20 protein-coding genes and 1 tRNA gene are annotated in these 26,104 nt (G+C 58.9%); 14 read left to right on the top strand and 7 right to left on the bottom strand.

Features of this window, described 5'->3' with window-relative positions; genetic code table 11:
- Positions 1-91 precede the first annotated feature (91 nt).
- The 7 genes from rpsU (at position 92) to GSR16_RS16860 (ending at position 7,744) form a co-directional block, all read left to right on the top strand.
- Positions 92-304: a 30S ribosomal protein S21 gene (gene rpsU, locus GSR16_RS16890; protein WP_059284939.1), complete on the top strand. Its 213-nt coding sequence runs from the start codon at positions 92-94 to the stop codon at positions 302-304.
- Positions 305-410: 106 nt separating this feature from the next.
- Complete coding sequence (locus GSR16_RS16885) at positions 411-857, top strand: GatB/YqeY domain-containing protein (RefSeq protein WP_159879422.1); 447 nt, start codon at positions 411-413, stop codon at positions 855-857.
- Positions 858-919: 62 nt separating this feature from the next.
- Positions 920-2,701, top strand: coding sequence for a DNA primase (gene dnaG / locus GSR16_RS16880; protein WP_159879420.1), 1,782 nt, complete (start codon positions 920-922; stop codon positions 2,699-2,701).
- A 71-nt stretch (positions 2,702-2,772) separates the two neighbouring features.
- On the top strand, positions 2,773-4,701 hold the full coding sequence (gene rpoD / locus GSR16_RS16875; protein ID WP_159879418.1) for an RNA polymerase sigma factor RpoD: 1,929 nt from the start codon (positions 2,773-2,775) through the stop codon (positions 4,699-4,701).
- A gap of 88 nt (positions 4,702-4,789) precedes the next feature.
- Positions 4,790-4,866, top strand: a tRNA-Ile gene (locus GSR16_RS16870).
- Between the two features lie 365 nt (positions 4,867-5,231).
- Positions 5,232-6,500 carry a dicarboxylate/amino acid:cation symporter gene (locus GSR16_RS16865; RefSeq protein ID WP_159879416.1) on the top strand — a complete coding sequence of 423 codons (1,269 nt, stop codon included), beginning with the start codon at positions 5,232-5,234 and terminating at the stop codon, positions 6,498-6,500.
- A gap of 167 nt (positions 6,501-6,667) precedes the next feature.
- On the top strand, positions 6,668-7,744 hold the full coding sequence (locus tag GSR16_RS16860) for a type II asparaginase (protein ID WP_159879414.1): 1,077 nt from the start codon (positions 6,668-6,670) through the stop codon (positions 7,742-7,744).
- A gap of 182 nt (positions 7,745-7,926) precedes the next feature.
- On the opposite strand, the gene GSR16_RS16855 is transcribed toward GSR16_RS16860, so the two are convergent.
- The 4 genes from GSR16_RS16855 to GSR16_RS16840 form a co-directional block, all read right to left on the bottom strand.
- Positions 7,927-9,258, bottom strand: coding sequence for a sigma-54-dependent transcriptional regulator (locus GSR16_RS16855; protein WP_159879412.1), 1,332 nt, complete (start codon positions 9,256-9,258; stop codon positions 7,927-7,929).
- Positions 9,251-11,110 carry a sensor histidine kinase gene (locus GSR16_RS16850; RefSeq protein WP_205677453.1) on the bottom strand — a complete coding sequence of 620 codons (1,860 nt, stop codon included), beginning with the start codon at positions 11,108-11,110 and terminating at the stop codon, positions 9,251-9,253. The genes GSR16_RS16855 and GSR16_RS16850 overlap by 8 nt, the downstream gene beginning before the upstream one ends.
- 168 nt (positions 11,111-11,278) lie before the next feature.
- A complete protein-coding gene (locus tag GSR16_RS16845; RefSeq protein ID WP_240902525.1) occupies positions 11,279-12,808 on the bottom strand; it encodes a methyl-accepting chemotaxis protein in 1,530 nt (509 codons plus the stop codon).
- A gap of 215 nt (positions 12,809-13,023) precedes the next feature.
- On the bottom strand, positions 13,024-13,932 hold the full coding sequence (locus GSR16_RS16840; RefSeq protein WP_159879408.1) for a LysR family transcriptional regulator: 909 nt from the start codon (positions 13,930-13,932) through the stop codon (positions 13,024-13,026).
- A gap of 117 nt (positions 13,933-14,049) precedes the next feature.
- On the opposite strand from GSR16_RS16840, the gene lysA reads away from it, so the two are divergent.
- Entirely contained in the window at positions 14,050-15,285 is a 1,236-nt protein-coding gene (gene lysA, locus GSR16_RS16835; RefSeq protein ID WP_159879406.1) for a diaminopimelate decarboxylase, read from the top strand.
- Positions 15,286-15,359: 74 nt separating this feature from the next.
- Here lysA and GSR16_RS16830 read toward each other — a convergent pair whose 3' ends face one another.
- Positions 15,360-16,478 (bottom strand): porin, encoded by a 1,119-nt coding sequence (locus GSR16_RS16830; RefSeq protein ID WP_159879404.1) that lies wholly within the window; start codon positions 16,476-16,478, stop codon positions 15,360-15,362.
- A 420-nt stretch (positions 16,479-16,898) separates the two neighbouring features.
- Positions 16,899-17,198 (bottom strand): BON domain-containing protein, encoded by a 300-nt coding sequence (locus GSR16_RS16825; RefSeq protein ID WP_240902524.1) that lies wholly within the window; start codon positions 17,196-17,198, stop codon positions 16,899-16,901.
- A gap of 262 nt (positions 17,199-17,460) precedes the next feature.
- Between GSR16_RS16825 and mltA the strand changes: the two genes are divergently transcribed.
- The 4 genes from mltA (at position 17,461) to GSR16_RS16805 (ending at position 23,963) form a co-directional block, all read left to right on the top strand.
- Positions 17,461-18,708 carry a murein transglycosylase A gene (mltA, locus tag GSR16_RS16820; protein ID WP_159879402.1) on the top strand — a complete coding sequence of 416 codons (1,248 nt, stop codon included), beginning with the start codon at positions 17,461-17,463 and terminating at the stop codon, positions 18,706-18,708.
- Between the two features lie 25 nt (positions 18,709-18,733).
- Positions 18,734-19,846: an efflux RND transporter periplasmic adaptor subunit gene (locus GSR16_RS16815; RefSeq protein WP_159879400.1), complete on the top strand. Its 1,113-nt coding sequence runs from the start codon at positions 18,734-18,736 to the stop codon at positions 19,844-19,846.
- Between the two features lie 10 nt (positions 19,847-19,856).
- Positions 19,857-22,964, top strand: coding sequence for an efflux RND transporter permease subunit (locus GSR16_RS16810; RefSeq protein ID WP_159879398.1), 3,108 nt, complete (start codon positions 19,857-19,859; stop codon positions 22,962-22,964).
- Positions 22,965-23,108: 144 nt separating this feature from the next.
- On the top strand, positions 23,109-23,963 hold the full coding sequence (locus GSR16_RS16805) for a substrate-binding periplasmic protein (protein WP_159879396.1): 855 nt from the start codon (positions 23,109-23,111) through the stop codon (positions 23,961-23,963).
- Between the two features lie 40 nt (positions 23,964-24,003).
- On the opposite strand, the gene gcvA is transcribed toward GSR16_RS16805, so the two are convergent.
- The gene (gene gcvA, locus GSR16_RS16800; protein WP_159879394.1) at positions 24,004-24,891 is read right to left on the bottom strand and encodes a transcriptional regulator GcvA; all 888 of its coding nucleotides are present in this window, start codon (positions 24,889-24,891) and stop codon (positions 24,004-24,006) included.
- A gap of 76 nt (positions 24,892-24,967) precedes the next feature.
- Between gcvA and GSR16_RS16795 the strand changes: the two genes are divergently transcribed.
- Positions 24,968-25,531, top strand: a complete 564-nt coding sequence (locus tag GSR16_RS16795; protein WP_159879392.1) for a chromate transporter — start codon at positions 24,968-24,970, stop codon at positions 25,529-25,531.
- On the top strand, positions 25,525-26,046 hold the full coding sequence (locus GSR16_RS16790; protein WP_159879390.1) for a chromate transporter: 522 nt from the start codon (positions 25,525-25,527) through the stop codon (positions 26,044-26,046). Before GSR16_RS16795 ends, GSR16_RS16790 begins: the two co-directional genes overlap by 7 nt.
- Positions 26,047-26,104 lie beyond the last annotated feature (58 nt).

Below are 26,104 nucleotides of genomic sequence, written 5' to 3'. Positions count from 1 at the left end.
GACTTTTCCAAACCGCGTATTGTTGTTAAAATGCTGTTTTTTATAGGTGGCCTTACGTCCGCCGCCTAGGAATCTAAGGATACTTGAGTCAATGCCGAATATTCGCGTTAAAGAAAACGAGCCGTTCGAAGTCGCCATGCGTCGCTTCAAGCGCGCTGTAGAAAAAACCGGTCTGCTGACCGAACTGCGCGCTCGTGAGTTCTACGAAAAGCCGACCACCGAACGCAAGCGTAAGCATGCTGCTGCTGTTAAGCGCCACTACAAGCGCATTCGCAGCCAGATGCTGCCGCCGAAACTCTTCTAAGAGTTGCATCGGTCATAAAGCGGGACCGCAGGCATGGCCTGCGGTTTTGCCATTTGTACTCCAGAATTCTTACGCCATGTCTTGACATGGCCCTTGTGAGCACGACATGAGCCTCAAAGTTCGCATCAGCGATGACATGAAGTCCGCCATGAAGGCAAAGGACACCGAGCGTCTGGCTGCCATTCGCCTGTTGATGGCCGCCATCAAGCAGAAGGAAGTGGACGAACGCATCGAACTTGACGATGCCGCGATCGTGGCAGTGATCGACAAGATGCTCAAGCAGCGTCGTGACTCCGTCTCGCAATACGAAGCTGCTCAGCGCCAGGATCTGGCCGACAGGGAAAAGGCTGAAATGACTGTGCTGATGGCCTATATGCCGCAGCAACTGTCCGAGGCCGAAATCGACGATCTGGTAGCCAAGGCTGTTGTCGATAGTGGAGCTGTCTCCATGCAGGACATGGGCAAGGTCATGGGCCTTCTGCGTCCGCAACTGGCCGGCCGTGCCGACATGGCGCTGGTTTCTGCGCGTATCAAGGCCAGGCTCGCCGCCTGATCTCTGGCCGGGTACAGTTTGGCCCGGTATTTGTTTCCCCGTGTTAAGGCAGGTGTTCGGCGTTGATTCCACAGGACTTTGTTGATCAGTTGTTGTCCCGTGTCGACCTGGTCGACGTGGTGGATCGCTATGTCCCGCTGAAAAAAGCCGGTCAGAACTATTTGGCCTGCTGCCCTTTCCATAAGGAAAAATCCCCCTCCTTCACGGTCAGCCCCAGCAAGCAGTTCTATCACTGTTTTGGTTGTGGTGCACACGGCTCCGCCATTGGTTTCGTCATGGAATACCAGGGGCTGGGCTTTGTCGATGCGGTGAAAATGCTGGCCGACAGCATTGGCATGCCGGTGCCAGAGGTGCGCAGCGTCAATCCGGAAGCCACGCGTGCCGCACGTGAGCGACAGTTATCGCTGGAAGAAGTGATGCAGCTGAGTGCCGGCTATTTCAAGCAGCAGTTGAAGTCGGCCCCTGTTGCCATCAGTTATCTGAAAGGGCGTGGGGTGAGTGGGGAAGTGGCTGCACGCTTTGGTCTGGGTTACGCCCCGGGTGAATGGCAGAACTTGCAGGCCATTTTTCCGCAGTATCAGGATGACAAGCTGGTAGATGCCGGTCTGGTCATTTTCAATGAGGAAAGCGGCAAGCGTTACGACCGTTTCCGTGAGCGGGTGATGTTTCCCATCCGCAATCAGCGCGGTGCCATCATCGGTTTTGGTGGCCGCGTGCTGGGCAAGGGAGAGCCGAAGTATCTGAACTCGCCGGAAACGGTGCTGTTCGAAAAAGGCCGTGAACTGTACGGCCTGTACGAAGCCCGCCAGGCTATCCGCGAGAAGAACCGCGTGCTGGTGGTTGAAGGTTATATGGATGTGGTGGCATTGGCACAATACGGCATCAACTATGCCGTGGCCACGCTGGGGACGGCCACCACCGGCGAACATGTGCGCAAGCTGATGCGCCATGCCGATCAGGTGTATTTCTGCTTTGACGGCGACAAGGCGGGTCAGAAGGCCGCTTGGCGTGCGCTGGAGAACAGCCTGCCGCAATTGCAGGATGGCAAGGCGCTGAATTTTCTGTTTTTGCCACAGGAACACGACCCGGACAGCTATGTGCGGGAGTTCGGTACCGAAGCATTCGAACAGCAGTTGGCAGAGCACAGTCTGCCGCTATCGGTTTACTTTACCCGCGAGCTGACTGGCCGCGTGGACATGAATACGCCAGAAGGGCGGGCCGACCTGATCAAACAGGCCAGCCCGCTTCTGGCACAGATTGCAGCACCGGCGCTTGGCTTCATGATCAGAAAGCGGCTGGCAGAACTTGCCGGCATGGACGTCGACGATTTCGACATGCTGACTACAGGCAAGAAGGCGCCGGAGCGCAAGGGCAAGCGGGAATACCGCCTGCCAGAGGAATCATATCGCCAGATCAACACGCCCATTGTTCACAAGCAGATCAAGTGGCTGCTGATGAACCCGGCGTGGGCCAGCGATGTGAGCTTGCCGGACAGCCTGCCGCTGTCCGACGAACTGGCCTGCTTTGCGATGTTGGCCGAAAGTGTGCAGGGACACGAGCAGCCGCCCAATACGGCGCAATTGATAGAGGGCTTGCGCGGCACCCCCTACGAAGGGCTGATCGACAGTGTGCTGCACCAGGCCATGCAGGATCCGGATGAGTTTGCCGACCCCGGTGAGGATGACCGCACCCAGTTTCAGCATGGCAACGCCAGATTGCTGAAAATGTTGCGTGAAGCCCAGGTGGAAAGGCTAAAACTGAAAGACCGTAATGAAGGTCTAAGTCCGGAAGAGAAAGCATTATTCAGGGAACTGCTCCGAGACCTGCTCGGCTCGCCAATGTGAGCCGGGGCAGGGGTGACGTAGTTGTGTTATCATCAACTGTTTTTTTCGGCTTATTTTAAGCAGGAAGCAAAATGGCGGCCTCTCCCGAAAATCAAAAAGACGTACAGGACAACGAAGAACAGGTAATGAGCCTGGAAGAGCAGCGTAAACGCCTGCGCCAGCTGATTGCCCTGGGCAAGGAACGTGGTTATCTCACCTACGCCGAGATCAACGACCACCTTCCGGAAGATGTGTCCGATGCCGAGCAGATTGAAAACATCGTCACGATGATTTCCGGTCTGGGCATCCAGGTTTACGACGAAGCGCCGGATGCAGAAACCCTGCTGATGTCCGATGCCACTCCCGCTGTTGCTGACGAAGACGCGGTGGAAGAAGCCGAGGCGGCATTGTCGTCGGTGGATTCCGAATTTGGCCGTACCACCGATCCGGTGCGCATGTACATGCGTGAAATGGGTTCGGTTGAGCTCTTGACCCGCGAAGGCGAAATCGAAATCGCCAAGCGTATCGAAGACGGCCTCAAGCACATGATTCTGGCGATCTCGGCTTGTCCGGGAACCGTGGCCGAAGTGCTGGAGTTGGTTGAGCGCATCAGCAAGGAAGAAATCCGCGTTGACGAGGTAGTAGACGGTTTCATCGATCCGAATGCCGATACGGCTGAAGCGGCGCTGCCGTTTGCTGAGCCGGAAGTCGAGGAAGATGCACTGCTCGAAGACGAGGAAGCAGAAGCCGAAGATGACGAAGCCAGTGCCGAAGCCGCCAATCTGGCCAATCTGGAAGAGCTGAAACAGCAGACGCTGGAACACTTTGCCGGCGTGCGCATGATGTTCGACAAGATGGTCAAGGTGCTGGAAAAAGAAGGCTCCAAGTCCAAGGGCTATCTGGAGCTGCAAGACGCGATCACCACCGAATTCATGATGGTGCGCTTCTCCACTCGCCAGATCGAATCGCTGTGTGAATCGCTGCGTCGCCGTGTCAATGAAATCCGCACCTTCGAGCGTGATATCCAGGACATCTGCGTCACCCGCGTGCGCATGGACCGCACCCACTTCATCAAGGTATTCCCCGGCAACGAAATCAACACCGCCTGGGTGGAGACCGAAATCGATTCCGGCAAGGCCTGGAGCGAGGCACTGACCCGCTTCAAGTACGCCATCATCGAGAAGCAAACCAAGCTGTCCGAGCTGCAGGATCGCGCCATGTTGCCGATCAAGGAGCTCAAGGAAATCAACCGCCAGATGTCGGCGGGTGAATCCAAGGCTCGGCGTGCCAAGAAGGAAATGATCGAGGCCAACCTGCGTCTGGTGATTTCCATCGCCAAGAAGTATACCAACCGTGGCCTGCAGTTCCTCGACCTGATCCAGGAAGGCAATATCGGCTTGATGAAGGCGGTGGACAAGTTCGAATACCGTCGTGGTTACAAGTTCTCGACCTATGCTACCTGGTGGATTCGTCAGGCCATTACCCGCTCGATCGCGGACCAGGCCCGCACCATCCGTATTCCGGTGCACATGATTGAAACCATCAACAAGATGAACCGCATTTCGCGTCAGATTCTGCAGGAAACCGGTCGTGAGCCGGATCCGGCCGAACTGGCGGAAAAGATGGAAATGCCGGAAGAGAAGATTCGCAAGATCATGAAGATTTCCAAGGAGCCTATCTCCATGGAAACCCCGATCGGCGATGACGACGATTCCCATCTGGGCGACTTCATCGAAGACCAGAACAACCTGGCACCGTCTGATGCTGCGATGTACTCCAGCCTGAAGGACGCCACCAAGGAAGTGCTGGATACCCTGACCCCGCGTGAGGCCAAGGTATTGCGCATGCGTTTTGGTATCGATATGAATACCGACCACACCCTGGAAGAAGTGGGCAAACAGTTTGACGTGACCCGTGAGCGTATCCGTCAGATTGAAGCCAAAGCCCTGCGCAAGCTGCGTCATCCGACCCGTTCGGAGCGTCTGCGCAGCTTCCTGGACAACGAGCCTGGCGGTCAGTAATTCAGCCTGTCTTTAAGTATGGCATCCCCAAGCCGCTTGCATCAGGGCTTGGGGATTTTTATTTCATTCTGTTATAATGCCCCCCTTCGGGCCTTTAGCTCAGTTGGTTAGAGCAGAGGACTCATAATCCTTTGGTCGCGGGTTCGAGCCCCGCAGGGCCCACCAGATTCAACGGCCTGTCGCGTCATGCGGCAGGCCGTTTTTCATTGCGGCGCCCGCTGGTGACCAGGGCCTTGCGGGCAGTAATGTTTATGCGCAAATCATTGCGTCATGGCGCAACTTACGCCGCTGCTGGGCCTGTCAGTGATTACCTTCTTTTGTCTTGTCTATTCCGGTGTTGTGGTCGGGTTTCCAAACGCCTGCTTGTTACCTGGTTCGGATTTCCGAATCAATGCCGATGTAATTTAATTTTTAACTATTAAAATCAATTACTTGTATTGATGTTTTGTGAATTTTTCTTGGCACGATTTCTGCTGTGTAGAGCGTACTCAACACCGGTCGCAAAGCCGGGTTACTCTGGAGAAACGCTCGTGAAAACCAACAAGATTACCCTGTGGGTCTTGATTGCCCTCGTTCTGGGTATCGCAGTCGGCTATGGCTGTCACACCTCGATTACCGATCCGAAGCAACTGAAGGACGTTGCGGGTTATTTTTCCATTCTGACCGACGTGTTCATGCGTCTGATCAAGATGATCATTGCCCCCTTGGTGATGTCTACCCTGGTGCATGGTATTGGCAGTAGCGATTCCCGTTCTGTAGGCCGCGTAGGGCTGAAAGCCATGTGCTGGTTTATGGGTGCTTCCCTGGTGTCCCTGTTCCTGGGCCTGATCTTTGCCAATGCCCTGCAACCGGGTGTGGGCTATACCTTGCCGATGGCCGATGCTTCCGGTCCGGCAGTGAAAGCCAGTGCACTGAACCTGAAGGACTTCATCACCCACATGTTCCCCACCAGCTTCTTTGACGCCATGGCGAAGAATGAAGTGCTGCAAGTGGTGGTGTTCTCGGTGTTCTTTGGTTTTGCCATCGCATCTTATAAGGGTCCGAAGCCGGAACTGCTGATGAAGGGTCTGGAACAACTGGCCAACATCATGCTGCGCGTAACCAATATCGTGATGATGTTTGCACCGGTAGGCGTGTTTGGTGCCGTTGCTTCCACCATTACTGCGGATGGCCTGGGCGTTCTGGCCATGTACGCCAAGTTCATGGGTAGCTTCTATCTGGCGCTGTTCTGCCTGTGGATGCTGATGATTGCTGCCGCTTACGGTTTTGTCGGCAAGAAGATTTTTGCTCTGCTCAAGACTATCCGCATGCCGCTGATGCTGGGTTTTGCCACTGCCAGTAGCGAGGCCGCTTACCCGACCCTGTTGGAGCAACTGGAACGCTTTGGTATCAAGGAACGGATTTCCGGTTTTGTATTGCCGCTGGGTTACTCCTTTAACCTGGACGGTTCCATCATGTACACCTCGTTTGCCGCCCTGTTCATTTCCCAGGTTGCCAACATCCATCTGACGCTGGGCCAGCAAATCACCATGCTGCTGATCCTGCTGATCACCAGCAAGGGCATTGCCGGTGTACCGCGTGCATCGCTGGTGGTCGTGGCTGCCGTACTGCCGATGTTCAATCTTCCGGAAGCAGGCATTCTGCTGATTCTGGGTATCGACCACTTCCTGGATATGGGCCGCACTGCGACCAATGTACTGGGTAATGCGATTGCAACTACCGTGGTGGCTGCATCCGAAGGCGATATCGATGCAGATGCCGCACAGGTTAACCCGGCACTGGCAGAAGAACAGGCCTGAGCTCCCTAAGGCCCTGCCACCGTTTTACCCTATAAAAATCCAGTGACAGATCCCGGCCTGCCCAAGCCGCCGATACAGGCGGACAGGCAGGACGCGGGGCTGATCGCTGCAGCCAGTTGCTTCCCGGCAACGACATCCCCACTAGTCTTTCTACAAAGAGAAGAGACATGAAACAAACCTTCAAAATGCTGCTGTCCAGCGCTGCCGTGATGGCTGCACTGTGTGGTCAATCCGCCCAGGCGGCCGAGGCTGCCAAACCGCATGTGGTGATTCTGGCTACTGGCGGCACCATTGCCGGTACCGGTGCCAGCAGTACCACCACCATTGGTTACACTGCAGCCAAGCTGGGCGTGGACAAGATGATTGCCGCCGTGCCCGAGCTGTCCAAGGTAGCGGATGTGCGTGGTGAGCAGGTTGCCCAGATCGCCAGCGAAAGCATGACCAACGAAGTGTGGCTGAAACTGGCCAAGCGCGTGAACGAGCTGCTGGCGCAGAAGGATGTGGATGGCGTGGTGATTACCCACGGTACCGACACCATCGAAGAAACCGCTTACTTCCTGGATCTGGTGGTGAAGAGCAAGAAGCCGGTCGTGGTGGTGGGCTCCATGCGCCCGTCTACCGCCATCAGTGCTGACGGCCCGATCAACCTGTACAACGCCGTGATTCTGGCTGGTAGCAAGGATGCAGTCGGCAAGGGTGTGCTGGTGGCGCTGAACGACCAGATCAACGCGGCACGTGAAGTGACCAAGACCAACACTTCCACTACCGACACCTTCAAGACGCCGGAGCTGGGCTACCTGGGTTACATGCAGGACAACAAGCCGCACTTCTACCGCATGTCCACCCGCAAGAACACTGCGGATACCGAATTTGATGTATCCAAGCTGAACAGCCTGCCGCGCGTCGACATCGTTTACGGTTATGCCAACATGGACCGCGTGGCCATGGACGCCGACATCGCAGCCGGTGCTCAGGGTATCGTGCAAGCTGGTGTAGGCGATGGCAGTATCGCTGCCCAGATGATGCCGGCCATCCGCGATGCCCGCAAAAAAGGCGTGCTTGTGGTACGCAGCTCGCGTGTAGGTAATGGCATCGTGGCCCGCAACGGTGAGGCTAATGACGATCAGGAAGATCTGGTGGTTAGCGACACGCTGAATGCGCAAAAAGCCCGCATCCTGCTGATGCTGGGTCTGACCAAGACCCACGACACCAAAGAACTGCAACGCATGTTCTACACCTATTGAGCTGGCTGACAGGCGCTGCACCGGCCTGTCTGTCGATTGCGACACCCAATCGGGTGAGATCCCCCCGCAGCGACAGCATGGTGTGGCGACTGATCAAGCAGCCTTTGGCAAGCGGCCCCGGTGGCCGCTTTTTTTATGTGTCCTTGTCGGGCCACCGGATGGCCGGGGCCGGACAGACACAATCAGCCTGGCTGATTCAGACCGTATTTCTTCAGTTTGTCGAACAAGGTGGTCTTGGCCACTTTCAGGGCTTCGCTGGTGCGGCTCAGGCTGTAACCGTGGCGGCGGAATTCCTCGGCAATCAGCGCACGCTCGAATGCCTCTACCGTCTCTGCCAGCGGCAGGCTCTGGCTCAGCTCGCCGGATTCGGACAACGGGGTGCGGATACCCAGTACATAGCGCTCGGCCACATTGCGCAGCTCCCGCACATTGCCGGGCCAGTCGTAAGCCAGCAGCTCGGCCTGTTCGTGGGCTTCCAGCTGCGGGGTGGGGCGGTCAAAGCGGCTGGCCGATTGCAGCAGGAAGTATTCGAACAGTAGCGGAATGTCTTCGCGGCGTTCGCGCAGCGGCGGCAATTGTAGCGTCACCACGTTTAGCCGGTAGTAAAGGTCGCTACGGAAGCTGCCGTTATTGCCCATGGCTTTGAGGTCGGCCTTGGTGGCGGAGATCACCCGGCAATCCACCGCAATGGGGGTGTTGGACCCCAGCCGCTCCAGGGTGCGCTCCTGCAATACGCGCAGCATCTTGATTTGCAGCGGCAACGGCATGCTTTCGATTTCATCCAGAAACAACGTACCGTTATTGGCGTATTCGATGCGCCCGATACGGCGCTTGGCCGCACCGGTAAAGGCGTGTGCCTCGTGGCCGAAGATTTCGCTCTCGAACAGGTTTTCTGCCAGACCGCCACAGTTGACCGCAACGAAATTGTGTTTCTGACGCCGGCTGATTTCATGCAGGCAACGCGCCACCAGCTCCTTGCCGGTGCCGGTTTCACCCAGAATCAGCACATTGGCGGAGGTGTCGGCCAGGTCGGCAATCATGCGGCGCACTTTTTCCATGGCCGGCGAGCGGCCAATCAGCCGCGATTCCAGGCTTTGCTTGTCCTGTAGCTGACGGCGCAGGGTTTCCACTTCCAGGCTCAGGCGACGTTGCTCCATGGCGCGGCAGACCACTTCATGCAGCCGTTCGGGGGAGAAGGGCTTTTCGATGAAGTCGTAGGCACCATCCTTCATCGCCTGTACCGCCAGGCTGACATCACCATGACCGGTGATCAGGATGACAGGCAGGCTGGCGTCCTGGGCTTTCAGTGCCCGTAGCAAGGCCATGCCATCCTGGCCCTGCAGATGGATGTCGCTCACCACCACGCCGGGAAAGCCCTGATGCAGCAGGCCCAGTGCCTGCTCGGCACTGGAGACGCCGCGGGCATCCAGTCCTTCCAGCATCAGTGCCTGCTCGCAGCCCAGCCGGACATCCGGATCATCCTCGATGATCAACACTTTCATGCCATCAAACATGGCGGTATTCCTTTGTAGCAAGCGGCAGGGTGATGGTGAACACGGCACCGCCCTGCGGGTGATTGTCGGCACTCAGGCTGCCGCCGGCCTCGGCAATGATGCCGGCGCTAAGGGTCAGCCCCAGTCCCAGGCCGATGCCGGCCGGCTTGGTGGTGACAAAGGGCTCAAACAGCTGCGCACGCACGGCGTCCTGCAGGCCGGGGCCATTATCGCGGATTTGCAGTACCAGTTGTTCGGTCGTACGGTGGCCGCTGATTTCTATACAGCCGTCCGGCTTGTCTTGCAGCTCATCCAATGCATTGGCCAGCAGATTCACCAGCACCTGCTCGAAACGATTGGGATCGCAGCGGGCCTGCCATGGCTCGGGGGCGTGTGGTCGTAGAATCCTGACCCGGCTGTCTTCCAGGCGATTGCGCAGCAATAGCAGGGCACTATCGATGGCCAGGCTGATATCCACGGTGCCCAGGCTACTGGTTGATTTGCGCGAATAGCCCTTCAGCGCACTGGTGATCTCACCCATCTTGTCCACTAACTGGCAGATGGTTTGCAGATTGGTACGGGCGGTTTCGTTTTGTTGGCGCTCCAGAAACTTGATGGCATTGCCCGACAGGGTGCGCAGTGCCGCCAGCGGCTGGTTCAGTTCGTGGGCGATGCCGGTGGCCAACTGGCCCAACACGGCCAGCTTGCCCGCCTGCACCAGATTGTCCTGGGTCTGGCGCAAATGCTGTTCGGTACGGATGCGTTCGCTGATTTCTTCTTGCAGCTGCTGGTTGGCGCGCGACAGGTCGGCAGTACGCTCTTCTACCTTGCGTTCCAGTTCCCGGTAAGCTTGCTGCAGAGCCTCGCGTGCCGATAATTTGTCGCGCAGGCGGCGGCGGCGTTCGTTCAGCCACAGAATGCCGGTGAGACTCAGCAGGGTCAGTACGGCGGCCAGGGCCGCACGGTTGTAGGCCAACTGGTAGACAGGATCCAGACTGGACAATACGGTCAGCTTCCAGCTGGAGAGTGGCAGCTGCAGCGACTGACCCAGCATGTCGCGCGGGTAGGCCAGCCGGCTGAGGGTACGGCGGCCGCTCTGGTTCAGTCGGTAGATATGGCTGCCGTCGCCCAGGCTGCGCCGTTCTTCCAGTCCCAGTGGCAGCAGGCGTTTGCGGTTGTATTGCAGATTGCGGTCAAACGCATCTTGCAGTGCCCTGCTGAAGGGCTTGAGTGTGCTGAATTTCCAGCCCGGCTCGGTAGCCAGAATCACCACGCCGTTCTGGTCACTGACCATGACGGTAGTCTTGTTCTCCCGCCACAGCTTCTCCAGGTATTCCATGTTTACCTTCACCACGGCCACACCAATGATGTGGCCGTGGCTGCTTAGCGGTTCGGACAGGTAATAGCCGGCTTCGCTACGGGTAGTGCCCACGCCGAAGAAACGGCCGGGCTGGCCGCTCATGGCGTCGGTGAAATAGGCACGGAAGGCATCGTTTTCGCCCAGATAACTGTCTGGCTGCCGCCAGTTACTGGTGGCACGCACAATGCCGCTGCTGTCCATGATGTAGATGGCGCTGGCTCCGGTACGCTGGCTCAGGCGTTCCAGATAGTCATTGGCTGCCTGCTGGCGTTGGCGGTCTTCCGGTACGTGCAGCAGTCCTTCCACATAGGGGGACAGCCCCAGCAGGCTGGGCAGGCGGGCGTAGTGGCCGATTTCGCTGTTCAGGCTATTGGCGTACAGCTCCAGCCTTTGGGTGTTGGCTGTACGCAGTTCTTCCAGCGAACCGTCCACGCTGGCGCGAAAAGCGCTGACGGCGGCAATGTCCATCAGTATCAGCAGCAGCGCAATGCGCAGTACGGTACGCAGTTTCAAGCGGAATCTACTCCTGGCAATCCGGGTTGACTGGCTGTCGGGCAGGGGGCAGCAAGTACAAAAAGGCGGCCGTTGGCCGCCTGGTGGGAGTCGGTCTGCTGCCTTTGTCGGCAGCGTCCCGCGCTATTGTAGCAAAAGCGCCTGCTTTCGCGGTGGCGCTTGCCTGGCTCAGAGATGGCGTTCGAAATGGCTGACCAGTCGCTTCAGATCATGGGCGGTGGTGTGCAACTGTTCCGCTACATCACGTGCGTTGGCAATGCTCTGGCTGTTCTGCTCGGTCAGCGCGCTCATGGTTTCCATGTTCTGCGCTACTTCGGTGGAGGCAGATGATTGCTGCTGCAGCATTTCCGCCACGTTTGCCGCCGATACCGATACGCCCTGATTGGCCTGGCGGATGGCTTCCAGACTGCTGCTGGCGTTGCTGATGGCGCTGTCTACCCCTTGCACCTTGTCCAGCGCAGTCTGCACATTCTGCAATACCTGGCGAGTCCGTTCGTGCAGCACATTGATGGACTGCTCGATTTCCTGGGTATTGCCCGCCGTACGCTCTGCCAGCTTGCGTACTTCATCGGCCACCACGGCAAATCCGCGTCCCTGCTCGCCCGCCCTAGCTGCTTCGATTGCCGCATTGAGTGCCAGCAGATTGGTCTGATTGGCGATGTCCTTGATCACCGAGGTGACCGATCCTATCTCCTCTGCAGATTTTTCCAGAATCTGAATCGCATCCCGGGTGTGCTCGAACTCTCCCATGACTTGCTGGGTGGCATGGCGGGTCTGCAGCATCTTGGCTTCGCCTTCGTCGGCCAGGCTGGTGGCCTCGGTGGCATGGGCGGCACCCCTGCGGGTGGTGATGGAGATTTCATTCACTGATACCGACAGCTGCTCCAGCGCGGCAGCCACCCGGGTTATCCCTTCCAGCGCATGTTCGCCGCGTTTTTGCAGATTGCTCGCTTCCGTATGTGTGGCCGTGGCTGCCAGACTGATATCATGGGCACCGGTCACCACATCGGCCAGCACGGCGCGGGTATTGATGCGCGTGGTTTCCAGCATTTCCAGCATGTGGCGTATATCCTGACAGCCCGATTGGGGAATGGCTTCCTTGAAATTGCCTTCTGCCAATTTGGCCAGACCTTGCTTTGCATGTTCAAGTGGCGTCGCCAGGCATTTGTGAATCAGTACTGCCGCACCAATCAGCCAGATGATGCTGCCTGCATTGAGAATGTCGTGAACAATGCTTTCCGGCAGGATGTACTCCGCCAGCAGGGCAATGATGGGTGGCAGCATGGATAGGGTGAGCAGCTTTTGCATGCTCATTGCCTTGTGCTGGCGTGTGGCAGGGAAGTTGCTGCGTTTGGCGCGGATATCGGCGTACAGCTGCTCGGCCTGCTGGCATTGCTGCTTGTCCGGTGCGCTGCGTACCGACATGTAGCCAACGGTATTGCCGTTCTCGCGGATGGGGGTGACATAGGCATCTACCCAGTAGTAGTCACCCTGTTTGCTGCGGTTTTTCACCAACCCGCGCCAGGGATGGCCGGCCTTGATGGTTTGCCACAGATCATCAAAGGCTTCCACCGGCATGTCCGGATGGCGTACCACATTATGTGGCTGGCCGAGCAACTCTTTTTCGGAAAAGCCGCTCATTTCAATGAAGGCACGGTTGGCGTAGGTGATGTGTCCCTTCAGATCGGTCTTGGTCACGATGGGGCGCTGCGGGTGCAAGAATAATTCGTGAGAACTGACAGGCTGGTTGTTACGCATTTCTATCCCCGGATAACTGCTGCTTTAGGAATGACAACTTGCAAGCCCCTCCCCGAGCATTGCCGGCAGCACGTTTCAGTCTGCTAAACGATGCTGTGATATCGGTATAGTCGAAAATGTTAATGCCATTATCATTTTTTGCGGGCCGGAGAACCTTATTTCATGTTGCCAGCCTGCATTTCGCCCAGCACCTCGCACAGCAGTTGGGCAAAACTATCCACCAGCGTGGATGCAGGGCGGTGCAAGGGGCGTAGCAAGTTGACCCGGAAGGGGAGCGATACTGACAGCGGTCTGATGATGACACCATGACCGGCGAAGGCCAGAGCAGTCAGTGGGTTTACCACTGCCAGCCCGATGCCTTGTTGCACCATGCTGCATACCGAGGCGGCACTGTGGGTTTCCAGCCTGAGCTGGCGTTCGATGCCCTGTGAGGCAAACAGGGCATCGAGCTGCTGGCGGTAGATGTCGCTGGCCGACAGGCTGACAAAGGCCTGCCCGGCGAAGTCGGCCAATTCCAGCACGTTCTTGTTGGCCAGCGGATGATTTTCCGGCAGTACGGCCACCTCGTCGGCACAGAACACCGGCTGCTGGCTGGTGCCAGGTGGCTGGATATGGCTTTCACTCAAACCCAGATCATGCCGTTGAGCCGCCAGCCATTCTTCCAGCAGGGGAGATTCCTGCGGCGTGATATTCAGCCCGACCTTGGGATAGCGTTGCAAAAAGCGCTGGCAGACAATGGGCAGGACCGCCTGGGAAAACATCGGCAGGCAGGCAATGGACAGCTGACCTTCGTCAAAATGGCGCAGGGCCTGGGCGGTGCTGACAATGCGCTCCAGCCCCAGATAGGAGCGCTGGACTTCCTCGAACAGCTGCAGCGCTTGCAGGGTGGGGCGAAGCCGACCCCTGATGCGTTCAAACAGGACCAGCCCGCTTAGCTGTTCCAGCCGTGCCAGTTCACGGCTGATGGTGGGCTGGGAGGTATTGAGCAGGCTGGCGGCTTCGGTCACGCTGCCGCTGGTCATGATGGCGTGGAAAATTTCCACATGGCGCAGGCTGAAAGACATGGCTGATACGGCTGAGCTGAAAAGTCCATATCATAAATGAAAGACCTGTCGATAAATTGATATTTTATTTTTGCCAGTAGCCACGGCACACTCATGCAAAACCATCAATGGATTGCCATGAAAACCTTTTCTGCACCGCAACTGGCCGCGTTGGCCGAACAATTTTCCGCACCGCTGTGGGTATATGACGCCGCTGTGATTCGGGCTCGTATTGCTCAGCTCAAACAGTTCGATGTGATTCGCTATGCGCAGAAGGCCAATTCCAATACCCATATCCTGCGGCTGATGCGTGAGCAGGGTGTGATGGTTGATGCAGTGTCACTAGGCGAAATAGAACGTGCGCGGCAGGCAGGTTACGACTTGAGCTCGGCTGAACCGTCCGAAGTGGTGTTTACCGCTGATGTGCTGGACCGTGCCACGCTGGAGCAGGTGGTGGCCGAACGCATTGTTGTCAATGCCGGCAGTATCGACATGCTGCGTCAGTTGGGCGAGCGTTCGCCTGGCCACCGCGTGTGGCTGCGCATCAATCCGGGTTTTGGTCATGGCCACAGCCACAAGACCAATACCGGTGGCGAAAACAGCAAGCATGGTATCTGGCATGCTGACCTGCCGGCTGCGCTGGAAGTGATTGCCACATCTGGCCTCAAGCTGGTGGGCATCCACATGCATATCGGCTCCGGCGTGGACTATGGCCATCTGCAGCAGGTTTGCGGTGCCATGGTGGAGCTGGTGCGTAGTCTGGGGCAGGATATCGAGGCGATTTCCGCGGGGGGTGGTTTGTCCATTCCGTATCGCGACAGCGACAGCCGTATCGATACCGATCACTACTTCCAGCTGTGGGATAGTGCGCGCAAGGAAGTAGAGCAACTGCTGGGCCACACGGTGCGGCTGGAAATCGAACCGGGCCGCTTCCTGGTGGCTGAGTCCGGTGCGCTGGTGGCTGAGGTACGGGCGGTCAAGGATATGGGTAGCCGCCATTTTGTGCTGGTGGATGCCGGTTTCAACGATCTGATGCGTCCTTCGCTATATGGCAGTTACCATGAAATTTCGGTACTGCAGCGCGATGGCCGTGAAAAGAGCGGCGCGGTGGCTACCGTGGTGGCCGGCCCGCTGTGTGAATCTGGCGATGTATTCACCCAGCAGGAAGGCGGTGTGGTGGAAAGCCGCCAGTTGCCGCAGGCCGAAGTAGGTGACTGGCTGGTGTTCCATGATGCCGGAGCCTATGGTGCTACCATGTCTTCCAACTACAACAGCCGCCCCTTGCTGCCGGAAGTATTGCTGGACACTACCGGACCGCGGCTGATCCGTCGCCGTCAGACCATGGCAGAATTGCTGGCGCTGGAAGCGATGTAAATCAAGGCATGTTTCATGCAGCAAGCCCGCCGTCTGGCGGGCTTTGGCATTTTCAGGGCAGTAGCTGAGGCGGGTTAGAAGTCGGTACGCATCATCAGCCAGCCCGTACTGGCGGTGGACTCGGCCCAGGCCAGCGCGCTCTGGCCACCCGCATTCTGCCTTACCTGACCATAACCGGCGTTCAGACGCGTGCGTTTGCTCATGCTGTACTCCACCCCGGCTGCCCATTGGTTGGCCGACCAATTGAGCGACTGGCCATCCATGCGCACCTTGCCGCGATGGGAATACAGGGCCATGGGCTTGAAGTTGCCAATGCGGTAGGCGGCGCTGACAGCCAGCACCTGGCTGGTGAGCTTGTTATTGCCGCTGGCGGCAATGCCGCTTTGCTGCAGGATGCCGGGAATTTCGAAATCGCTGCTGTTGTCCTTGTTCTTGTAGGCATTGCCGTACAGCCTGATTTGCTGCAGCGTTGCGGCCAGCTCGAGTTTTTCTGCCTGCATGCCTGCTTCCAGCCGGTGGATGCTGCTGTTGTGGCTGTCTATCGCATTCAGCCGGGTCATCAAGGCGTAGTTGATGAAGTAGCCGGCATTTTCATAACTCAGCCTCATCCCCCAGGTGTCACCCGTCTTGCGTCCGCCAGCCTGCGCTTCTCCTGCACCGTACTGCAGGGCTGCTGCCAGGCCCAGAAGGCGCGGACTGTCGTAGCGCAAGCTGTTTCTGGAGCGGCTATCGCCGTAGTTGTTGCTGCCAAAGATGTCGCGTGCTTCATACAGTGGGTAGGCAATGCCACTGGAGGCTTCACGACGCGGGCTGCCAAAGATGTCGGTGGCCTGGGTATTGGTGAGCACGTCGTCGATAAAGCCTGCCCGCAGCTTGCCCCAGCGGTCTTGCAGGCCGACAAAGCTCATGCGGTTGGCCAGCGTGCCACTACCGCTGCCACCGGTTGCCACGCCGTCCATGGCCAGGCCGGTTTCCACTTGCCAGATGGCCTGCAATTGCCCATCCAGGGTTTCTTCTCCCTTGAAGCCGACCCGGCTGCTGAAATCATCTATGCCCGTGCTGCGGTGAAAACCGGTATCTGTGCTTTTCATGCTGTCCACCCCCACACGCAGACTGCCATAGAGGCTGACTTCTGCCGCGGCCATGACGGGAAACGCGCAAAGCAGACAGACTGCTACTGTGCGGATTTTCATGAATACTCCTGATGATTGACGGTAAAAAGCTGGACCGCACAGTCTGGCGGTCAGCGCGGAGCAGAGTGTGCGAACGACGGCGAGTGGGGTCAATGCATCAGGGTGCGGTGGTTTAATGCAGTATTTTTACGATATCTTGCGCTTATTTTGGTTTATTTTCTTTTAATTACGGGCAAAATGAGCAGCTTGCTCAGGTGTTGGCATGATGGGTGATGATGATGTGCTGTACCGATTACCGGGGGTAACTAGCTAGCTGCTGCAGGTGGTGGGAACTGGCGTGGTGATTGCGGGATGGTGCAGGTGGTGATCTGCTGTGAATCCTGACGTCATGACGAATTTTCAGAGTCGGCTGACAAATGAAAACGCCCCCATGCGCTGGGGGCGTATAGACAGCAAGCAGTCCGCTGACGGACTGCAGAATCACATATTCATATTGTTGATGACAAACTTTACGCCCGGTACTTTTTCGGCAATCACGCCGGCTTTGTACATTTGCTGGTCGTCGGTCATCTTGCCGTCAATGGTGACTTCCTGCTTCTTGCTGACCACGTGCAGGTCAAGGGTTTTCAGCTCCGGGTCAGCATCCAGTGCATTCTTGACGTTGCTGGCCAGTTGTTCATCGCTGACCGGAGCATCTTCGGCATGTGCCAGCATGGCGCTGCCACCGATAGAGAGGGCCAGGGTTGCAAACAGGGCAGAACGGGCAAAAAGGCGTTTCATGAAATATCTCCTTGTTTCAAGCAGCGTGATGGCCTGGCCGACCATTGCGATGGTGCGCCAGTAGACTGTGTTGTGCTGGCCATGTTAGCCAGCTTTGTTTGCAGTTTTGTTGCGGCTCGATGAAAAGTGGCCGCTGCCAGAACCTGCTGTGGATAGCGTGGTCCCATCGCGCTGAGCGCCGTGCAGCCGGAAGTCCCGCGCGGTAACATGAGCGGCTGGCATTCCCGGCCTGTTTCCCCACCTATTTATTGATGTTGCTGCCATGTTGAAACGTTTGTTGTTATCCCTGTCGCTGTTGTGGCTTGCGGCCTGTTCTACTACGTATACCCCGCCCCTGTCTGGTAGTAGTGGCCAGCTTAGCCCGTCTGCCCTGCCTGCCTGGCAGCAGCAGAAAATGGGCGATACCCTGCTGGCGCTGCAGCAAAGCTGCAAGGCCCTGGTGCGCAAGGTAGCCTGGCAGTCTGTGTGTGCTGATGCTGCCCACATGCCGGCAGACGACGCAGTGCAGGTACGCCAGTTCTTCGAAAGCCGCTTCAATGCCTGGCCAGTGCATGATGGCAGCAGTAGCAGCGGACTGATTACCGGTTATTACGAACCATTGCTCAATGGTAGCCGCACTCGCAGTGAGCGCACGCCCTGGCCGGTTTATGGTGTACCAGCTGATCTACTGGTTCTGGATTATCCCGCAGCTGTGCGCGGCAGCAGTGTGCTGGTGGCGCGCCGGATAGCTAGCAACCGCTTGCAGTTGCTGGCAGGCAAGACGGTGGCGGGCGCTGGCGAAGTGGAAATCCGTCCGACTGACTTTCCGGTAGATAACCGCAGCGGAAAACTGAAGGGACGTTTATCCGGCAACCGTCTGCTGCCGTATTACACGCGTGCCGAAATTGCTCAGGGCAAGGGCGTGTCCAGTGCGCCGATATTGGCCTGGGTGGAGGACCCGGTCGAACTGTTCTTCCTGCAGGTGCAGGGTTCCGGGCGTATTCAACTGGAAGATGGCAGTTTTCTGCATGTCGGTTACGCCGAGCAGAACGGCTACAACTATCAGTCCATCGGCAAATGGCTGGTCGACAAGGGCGAGATGCCGTTGTCGGCAGCGTCCATGCAGGGTATCCAGGCCTGGATCAAGGCCAATCCGGGACGACAGCAGGAGCTGTTTGCCGTCAACCCCAGCTATGTTTTCTTCAAGGCATTGCCGGGAGGAGACAGCGGCCCGGCGGGTGCGCTGGGCGTGCCGCTGACCGGTGGCTACAGCATTGCGGTGGACCCGCGCTACATCCCTCTGGGAACACCAGTATATCTGGCTACCACCTGGCCGCTGTCCCAGCAGCCGCTTACCCGGCTGGTACATGCCCAGGATACCGGCAGCGCCATTCGTGGTGCGGTACGGGCTGACCTGTTCTGGGGCTATGGCAGCGAGGCGGGGATGTATGCCGGCAAGATGAAGCAAAGCGGCAGCCTGTGGATGCTGCTGCCCAGAGGTGTGACGCCATCCATGGCGGCTGCACCGTAATAATCACGAAGGAAACAAGAAAAACATGAAGGTAAGCTGGCTGGGCTGGGGAATCGTGTTAGGGGGATTGGCTGCCTGTGGTGGGCATGAGGACTCTGCTGGCAGCAAGGAAGCGGCATCTGCCGTGGCCACACAAACGCCGTCCCGTGCACTGTCACGCGCCGATATCGAAGTGGTTGTGCGTAGAGATCTGCGTGATACCCTGCCGTTTACCGGCACGCTGGCTGCGCTCAAAAGCAGCAGTATTGCCGCCGAGGTGGAAGCCCGTGTGCGCGATGTGCTGGTGCGCGAGGGCGAGGTCGTACGTCAGGGCCAGGTGCTGGCACGGCTGGATTCGGAGTCGCTGGACCAGTCGGTCAGCGAACAGCAGGCCCAGCTGGCCGGTAATCAGTCTAGGCTGAAGCTGGCGCGCATCAAGCTGGACAAGCAGCACGAGCTGCTGCAGAAGGGCTTCATTTCCCAATTGGCCTATGACGAGGCCGAAAGCGAATACACCGTCCGCCAGGGTGAGCTGCAGGCACAAAGCAGCCAGCTGGCCCGCGCCCGCCGTTTGCAAGCGGATAGTGTGGTACGTGCACCGATTGCTGGTGTAGTGTACGAGCGCAAGATCAACCCCGGTGAAATCGCCGCCAAGAATACCCGGCTGTTTTCCATTGCCGACCTCGGTGTGCTGGAGTTGAGTGCCAGTGTGCCGTCGCAGTGGATTGGCCGCATCAAACCCGGCCAGCAGGCACGTTTCAGCGTGGAGGGGCTGCCGGACGAGTCTACGGGCGAGGTGGTACGGGTCAATCCGGTGGCGCAGAGCGGGACCCGCAGTTTCCTCATTTATATCCGCGTGAATAATGCCGATGGCCGCCTCAAGGCCGGGCAGTTTGCCAAGGGTGGCGTGGTTCTGCGCGAACTGACCGGGCAGGTGGTGCTGCCGCAAACCGCGGTACAGGATCTGCAGGGGCAGCCCTGGGTGATGCTGGTGACACAGGGGCGGCTCAAACATCAGCCGGTCAAGGTGCTGCTGTGGTCGCAGAGCGAACGCAAGCTGGCCGTGACGGGGCTGAATCCCGGCCAGGTGGTGCTGGCTGCACCCTTGCTGGGCGTGGCCAGCGGTGATGCCGTTACCCTGCCAACCGAACTGAAATGAGGGACACAGCATGTGGTTGACCCGTGTCAGCGTGCGCAATCCCTATTTTGCTACTGTCCTGATGCTGGCATTGCTGGTGCTGGGCTTGTTTGCCTGGTCGCGTCTGCCGGTGGAAGAGTTGCCGGATATCCGCTTCCCGGTGGCAGTGGTTAGCACCCATTACAGCGGTGCCTCGCCCGAGGTGGTGGAGAGCGAAGTCACCCGTCCGCTGGAAGAGGCCATCAACACCATCAACGGCATCAAGCATATCCGTTCGTACTCGTTTGAGGGCAGTTCCACCATCGTGGTGGAATTTGCCCTGACGGTGGACCCGGCGGTGGCGGTGCAGGATGTGCGCGATCGGGTAGGCGGGGTGCAGGGGCGCTTCCGCCGTGAAATCGATACTCCTTCGGTATCGCAGTTCAATCCCAACGACCAGCCGCTGTTGTCCATCAGCTTCAGTTCCAGCCAGGTATCCCAGCGCACGCTCACCACCTGGCTGGAAAATACCCTGAAAAAGCGGCTGCAGATTGTTACCGGGGTAGGTGAGGTCAAGCTGGTGGGCGGGCTCAAGCGTCAGATCCGTATTGATGTCGACCCCTATCGGCTGGAGTCCAGCGGCCTTTCCCTGCAGGAAGTTGCCGATGCCATCCGGGCCGGCAACCGCGATTACCCGGCCGGTGCGGTCAGCAGCGCCAGCAATGAAATGAACGTGCGGGTAAGCGGCAAGCTCAAGTCGCCGGAAGACTTTGCCAATCTGGTGACCGGCTATCGCAATGGCAGCACCATCCGCCTGTCGGATGTAGCCACGGTGAGCGATGCCGAAGCCGAAGCATCCAGCCTGACGCTGATCGACGGCAAGCCGGGCGTGGGCATTGATATCCGTGCGGCGCGTGGTGCCAATGTGGTGGAAGTGGCCGATGGCGTGAAACAGGTCATCCACGCCATGCAAGGCCGCATGCCGGCCGGCACCCATGTCCATGTCAGCTACGACAAGTCGGAGGATGTGAAGAAATCGCTGGCCAATGTGGAAGCCACCCTGCTGGAAGGTGCCGGCCTCACCGTGCTGATCGTGTTCCTGTTTCTGGGCAGCTGGCGCAGCACGGTAATTACCGGCCTGACCCTGCCGGTGGCGCTGATCGGTACCCTGTTTGCGCTGCAGGCCCTGGGATTCACCCTCAACCTGATGACGCTGATGGCGCTGTCCCTATCCATCGGTCTGCTGATCGACGATGCCATCGTGGTGCGGGAGAACATCGTTCGCCACCGCCAGCTGGGCAAAAGCCACTACCAGGCAGCGCAGGATGGCACCAATGAAATCGGCCTGGCCGTGCTGGCCACCACGCTGACCGTGGTGGCGGTGTTTCTGCCGGTAGGCTTCATGAGCGGCATTATCGGCAAGTTCTTCCACCAGTTTGGCCTTACCGTCACCGTGGCCGTGCTGATCTCGATGTTGGTCAGCTTTACGCTCGACCCGATGCTGTCGTCGATCTGGCCCGACCCGCACCAGCATGGCGACCCTCACCGTGGCCCGCTGGGCAAATGCCTGGACTGGTTCGAAAGCTCGCTGGACCGCATGGCCGAACACTATGTGCGGGGCATCCGCTGGGCCTTGTCCCACCGCAAGACCGTACTACTGGCGGCGTTGTTGCTGCTGTTGGGCAGTTTTCTGCTGGTGCCGCGCATTGGTGGTGAATTCATGCCGCGCCAGGACAAGGGCAAGTTTGCCCTGTCGTACAAGACCGCTCCTGGCTCCTCGCTGGATTACACCGCCGGCAAGGGGCGCGAGCTGGAAGCCCTGTTGCGCCAGTTACCCGCCGTGCGCTCCATCCAGCTGACGGCAGGCAGCAGCAGCTTCAGCGCCAGCAAGACCGACGGCCAGTTGCTGGTGGATCTGGGCAGCAAAACCAGCCGCAACCACAGCCTGTTCAGCGTGATGCAGCGGGCACGTAGCCTGGCTAGCCATGTGGCCGGGGTGGAAATCGTGTCGGTGGAGGAAATGGGCAAGGAAGGGCCGGGTGGCAAACCCATCAATATCGGTTTGCGCGGCAGCAATCTTGGCGAACTGGATGCCGCGGCCAATCTCCTGATCAGCCAATTGGCCAAGGTCAAGGGCGTGGGGGATTTGCAAAGCAGCCTGTCCGATGCCGACCCGGCCATCAAGCTGGAAGTACGGCGTGATGCCGCCGCCAGCCTGGGGGTGGATCTCAACCGGGTGGGCAGTACCCTGTCGCAGCTGCTGGCTGGCGATGTGGTGGGCAGCTGGGAAGCGCCGGATGGCGAAAACTATGATGTCCTGCTGCAGGTGCCGCGAAGCGAGCGGCGCAATGAGCTGCTGGACATCATCACCGTGGCGGGCCGGGCCGATGCCAATGGGGCGGCCAGCATGGTGCCGCTGTCCACGGTGACGCGGCTGAGCCCGGGGCTCAGCCCGCGCCAGATAGACCGGGTAGACCTGCTGCGCCAGGTAACGGTAACCGGCAATATTGCCGGCCGCGATGCCGGCTCGGTGTTTGCCGACATCAGCAAGATCACCGCAGCACTCAAGCTGCCTGCGGGAGTGGTACTGGCCGAGGAGGGCGAGCGCCGCGACATGGAAGAATCGCTGGGCTATGCGCTGCAGGCGCTGGCCATGGGGGTGATCTTCATCTACATGATCCTGGCGGCGCAGTTCCGCAGTTTCACCATGCCGCTGGCCATCATGGTGGCGCTGCCACTGGCCTTTGTCGGCGTGTTTGTCGCGCTGTGGCTGTGTGGCTCCACCCTCAATATGTTCTCGGTCATCGGCATCATCATGCTGATGGGGCTGGCAGCCAAAAACGGTATTTTGCTGGTTGATTTCATCAATCAGTCACGCCGCGAAGGCATGGCACGCAGCGAGGCCATCGTGGCGGCCGGGCGGGTGCGCCTGCGTCCCATCATGATGACCAGCCTGGCCATGATCTTCGGCATGTTGCCGATGGCCATTGGCGGTAGCGAAGGCGCGGAAACCCGTGCACCAATGGCGCATGCCATCATCGGCGGGATGGTCAGCTCCACCTTGCTTACCCTGATTGTGCTGCCGGTGGTTTACAGCTATCTGGATAGCCTGCGTCAGTGGGTACGCCAGCGTCTGGGGGTGATAAAAGCCAGCGGCTGACCGGCAGAGATCAGCGGAGGAACTGGCTGTTTGGCCAGTTTGGCTGAGACGAAGATTCCTATACTGGAAACCTTCATTCAGCCAGAACCATTTAGCCTGTCCCTGTCTGGTTTCGATCCAGGGTTGGGAGGCCGGGAGACTCCGATGCGTAAGTTGCTTGCCGCATTCTTGCTGTCCTTGTTGCTGGTCCAGCCCGGTCGGGCGGATGTCTCGGTGCAACTGGTACGCTATGCCCTGGTATCGGGTCAGGAAGACCCCCACCTGCGTTATATGCTGGCCTTGCTGCAACTGGCATGTGACGAGGTCAGGCTGCGCTGCCAGTTGCAGGCTGCCAGTGCCATGAACCAGTCCCGTGCACTGGTGCAACTGGCCAAGCCCGATGGCGGTATCGACCTGTTCTGGGGCATGACCAGCACGGAGAGGGAGCAGCAGGTGCTGCCTATTCGTATTCCGCTGGACAAGGGCTTGCTGGGCTGGCGGGTGGCGCTGGTCAATGCTGGTGCTCCAGAGCGGCTGGCAGGCATTGCCAATGTCCGCCAGCTTGCTGGCCTGCTGGCAGGACAAGTGGCGGATTGGCCGGATACTGCCATCTTGCGTCATGCGGGCCTGAAAGTATTGACCAGCCAGGACTATGGCAATCTGTTTCCGATGTTGCAGCGCAATCGCTTTGACTACTTTCCGCGCAGCGTGATTGAAGTGCAGAACGAAGCCAGCCAGCCCCAAGCCAAGGGGCTGGTGATCGATAGCCATCTGGTGCTGCACTACCCGGCGGCGATGTATTTCTTTGTCAGTCCGCAACAACCCCGGTTGGCGCAAGTGCTGGAAAAAGGCCTGCGCCTTGCATTGAAAGATGGCCGTTTCAACCAGCTGTTTCAGCGTTACAACGGCCAGATGCTTACCCAGCTTGCTCTGGCGCAGCGCCGTGAAATCCGGCTGGACAACCCGCTGTTGCCAGCAGCCACTCCCTTGCAGGATGCCGCGCTGTGGTATCACCCCTAAGTGTCATCGGACTCTCCTTCCATTCATGCCTGCGGCCTGTCTAGTGCTGCGCACCTTCCTCCTCCAGCCACTGGCAGAAGGCAGTAACCAGTTCATCGCCTACCAGTGACTGCGGTACGGCCCAAGAGTAGCCACGGACTGAAATTTCCGGTCCGTCCAGCGGTGCCACCAGCTTGCCGCTGGCTAGTTCGCTTTCTATCACCGGCAGTGCGCCCAGGGTGACACCCAGCCCGTCCACCGCCGCCTGCAGTGCCAGGTAGTAATGATCAAAATGCTGGTCGGCCGCCGATTGCAGGCCAGGCACACCGGCTGCCGCCAGCCAGCGTGACCAGGCCACCGGCCGGGTTTCTGCATGCAGCAGGGTGTGGCTGGCGAGGTCGGCGGCCTGGTGGATGGGCTGGCGTGCCAGCAAGGCCGGGCTGCACACCGGGATTTCCCGCTCGGTGAGGAAGGCATGGGAAACAAAACCATGCCAGTGATCCTTGCCGCGCCGGATGGCGATGTCGAAATCAGCATTCTGGTTGTTGATGCTGGCATCGGATGTTGCCAGCCGCAGCTCCACGCCCGGATAGCGCAGCTGGAAGCGGGTGAGCCTGGGCAGCAGCCAGTGCATGGCCAGGGTGGGGGTGACATTGATGTTGAGCCGGTGCCCCTGCTGGCGTGCCAGCAGCTTTTCCGTGGCCCCGGCAATGCCGTCCAGCGCGGCCTGGATGGCGGGCAGATAGGATTGTCCGGCAGCCGACAAGCGCACCCGGCGGCCATGACGTTCAAACAATGCCACCCCCAGCCAGTCTTCCAACTGTTGTATCTGACGGCTGATGGCACCGTGCGTCACATACAGGGTTTCGGCTGCGGCGCTGAAGCTGCCTTGCCGGGCTGCGGATTCAAAGGCTTTCAGTGCATTGAGCGGTGGGAGTCTACGGTTCATGCTGGTGAGTCTAGCTCACAAGCAATGCCATAAAAACTCGTTTGTTGTGCGCACCGGAGCAAGCTAGCCTTGCAACATGAATCCTACTCTCATCATACCCAGCCGGCGGCAGCTGTTTGTCGGCTTTTTCAGCATCGGCCTGAGTGGCTTTGGTGGCGTGCTGCCCCTGGCCCATCGCATGCTGGTACAGCAGCGCCGCTGGCTGTCCGAAGAAGAATTTACCGAACTGCTCGGCCTGGGGCAGATTTTGCCTGGTCCCAATATCGTCAACATGTCCATTGCCATCGGCGCACGTTTTCATGGCGTCGCTGGTGCCGGGCTGGCAGTGGCCGGTCTGATGCTGGCACCGCTGGTCATCGTACTGGGCATGGCGGTGCTATATGACCACTACCGTAATCTGCCCGATGTGCAAGGCACGCTGCATGGATTGGCGTCTGCTGCGGCAGGCTTGCTGCTGGCCATGGTGCTGCGCATGGGGGAGAAGATTGAACGGCACCCCTTGGCCTTGCTGATGGCCATGCTGACCTTCATCGCGGTCGGCATCTTGCGCTGGCCATTGCTGCCGGTGTTGCTGCTGCTTGGCCCGGTTTCGATATGGCTGGCTCACCGCCGCCAGCGGCAAGGAGGAGAGAGATGTTGATCTTGCTGTCCTTGCTGGCCAGTTTTTCCCTGTTCTCGCTGATGGCGGTGGGCGGGGCGGTTACCCTGATTCCGGAAATGCATTACTACGTGGTGGAAAGCCATCACTGGATGACGGGCCAGGAGTTTGCCGCCCTGTTTGCCATCGCCCAGGCCGCGCCTGGCCCCAATGTGCTGGTGGTCAGCCTGATCGGCTGGAAGGTGGCCGGGCTGGCCGGTGCATTGGTGGCTACCGTTGGCATGTGTGGTCCGTCCTCACTGCTGTGCTATTACGTGGCCCGGCTGTGGCAGCGCTTTCATGCCTCGCCCTGGCGGCGTGCCATCGAGCGCGGGCTTGCACCGCTTACCATCGGTCTGGTGGCCGGCAGTGCCATGCTGATGAGCGAGGCGGCCAACCAGCACCCGAGTGGCTGGCTGCTGTGTGCTGCATCCACCCTGCTGGCATGGCGCACGCGCATCAATCCGCTGTGGCTGCTGGCCGGTGGCGCACTATTGGGGCTGAGCGGCTGGCTTTGATGGTGCGGGTTTGCCTGGCGACGTCATATGCCTTTCATGCAAAGCCCGCAGACTGGGG

Origin of the sequence: Aquitalea denitrificans, assembly GCF_009856625.1 — a bacterium.
Lineage (GTDB): Bacteria > Pseudomonadota > Gammaproteobacteria > Burkholderiales > Chromobacteriaceae > Aquitalea > Aquitalea denitrificans.
The sequence above is the reverse complement of the archived record's forward strand: the minus strand, read 5'-3'. Positions and strand labels throughout refer to the sequence as shown.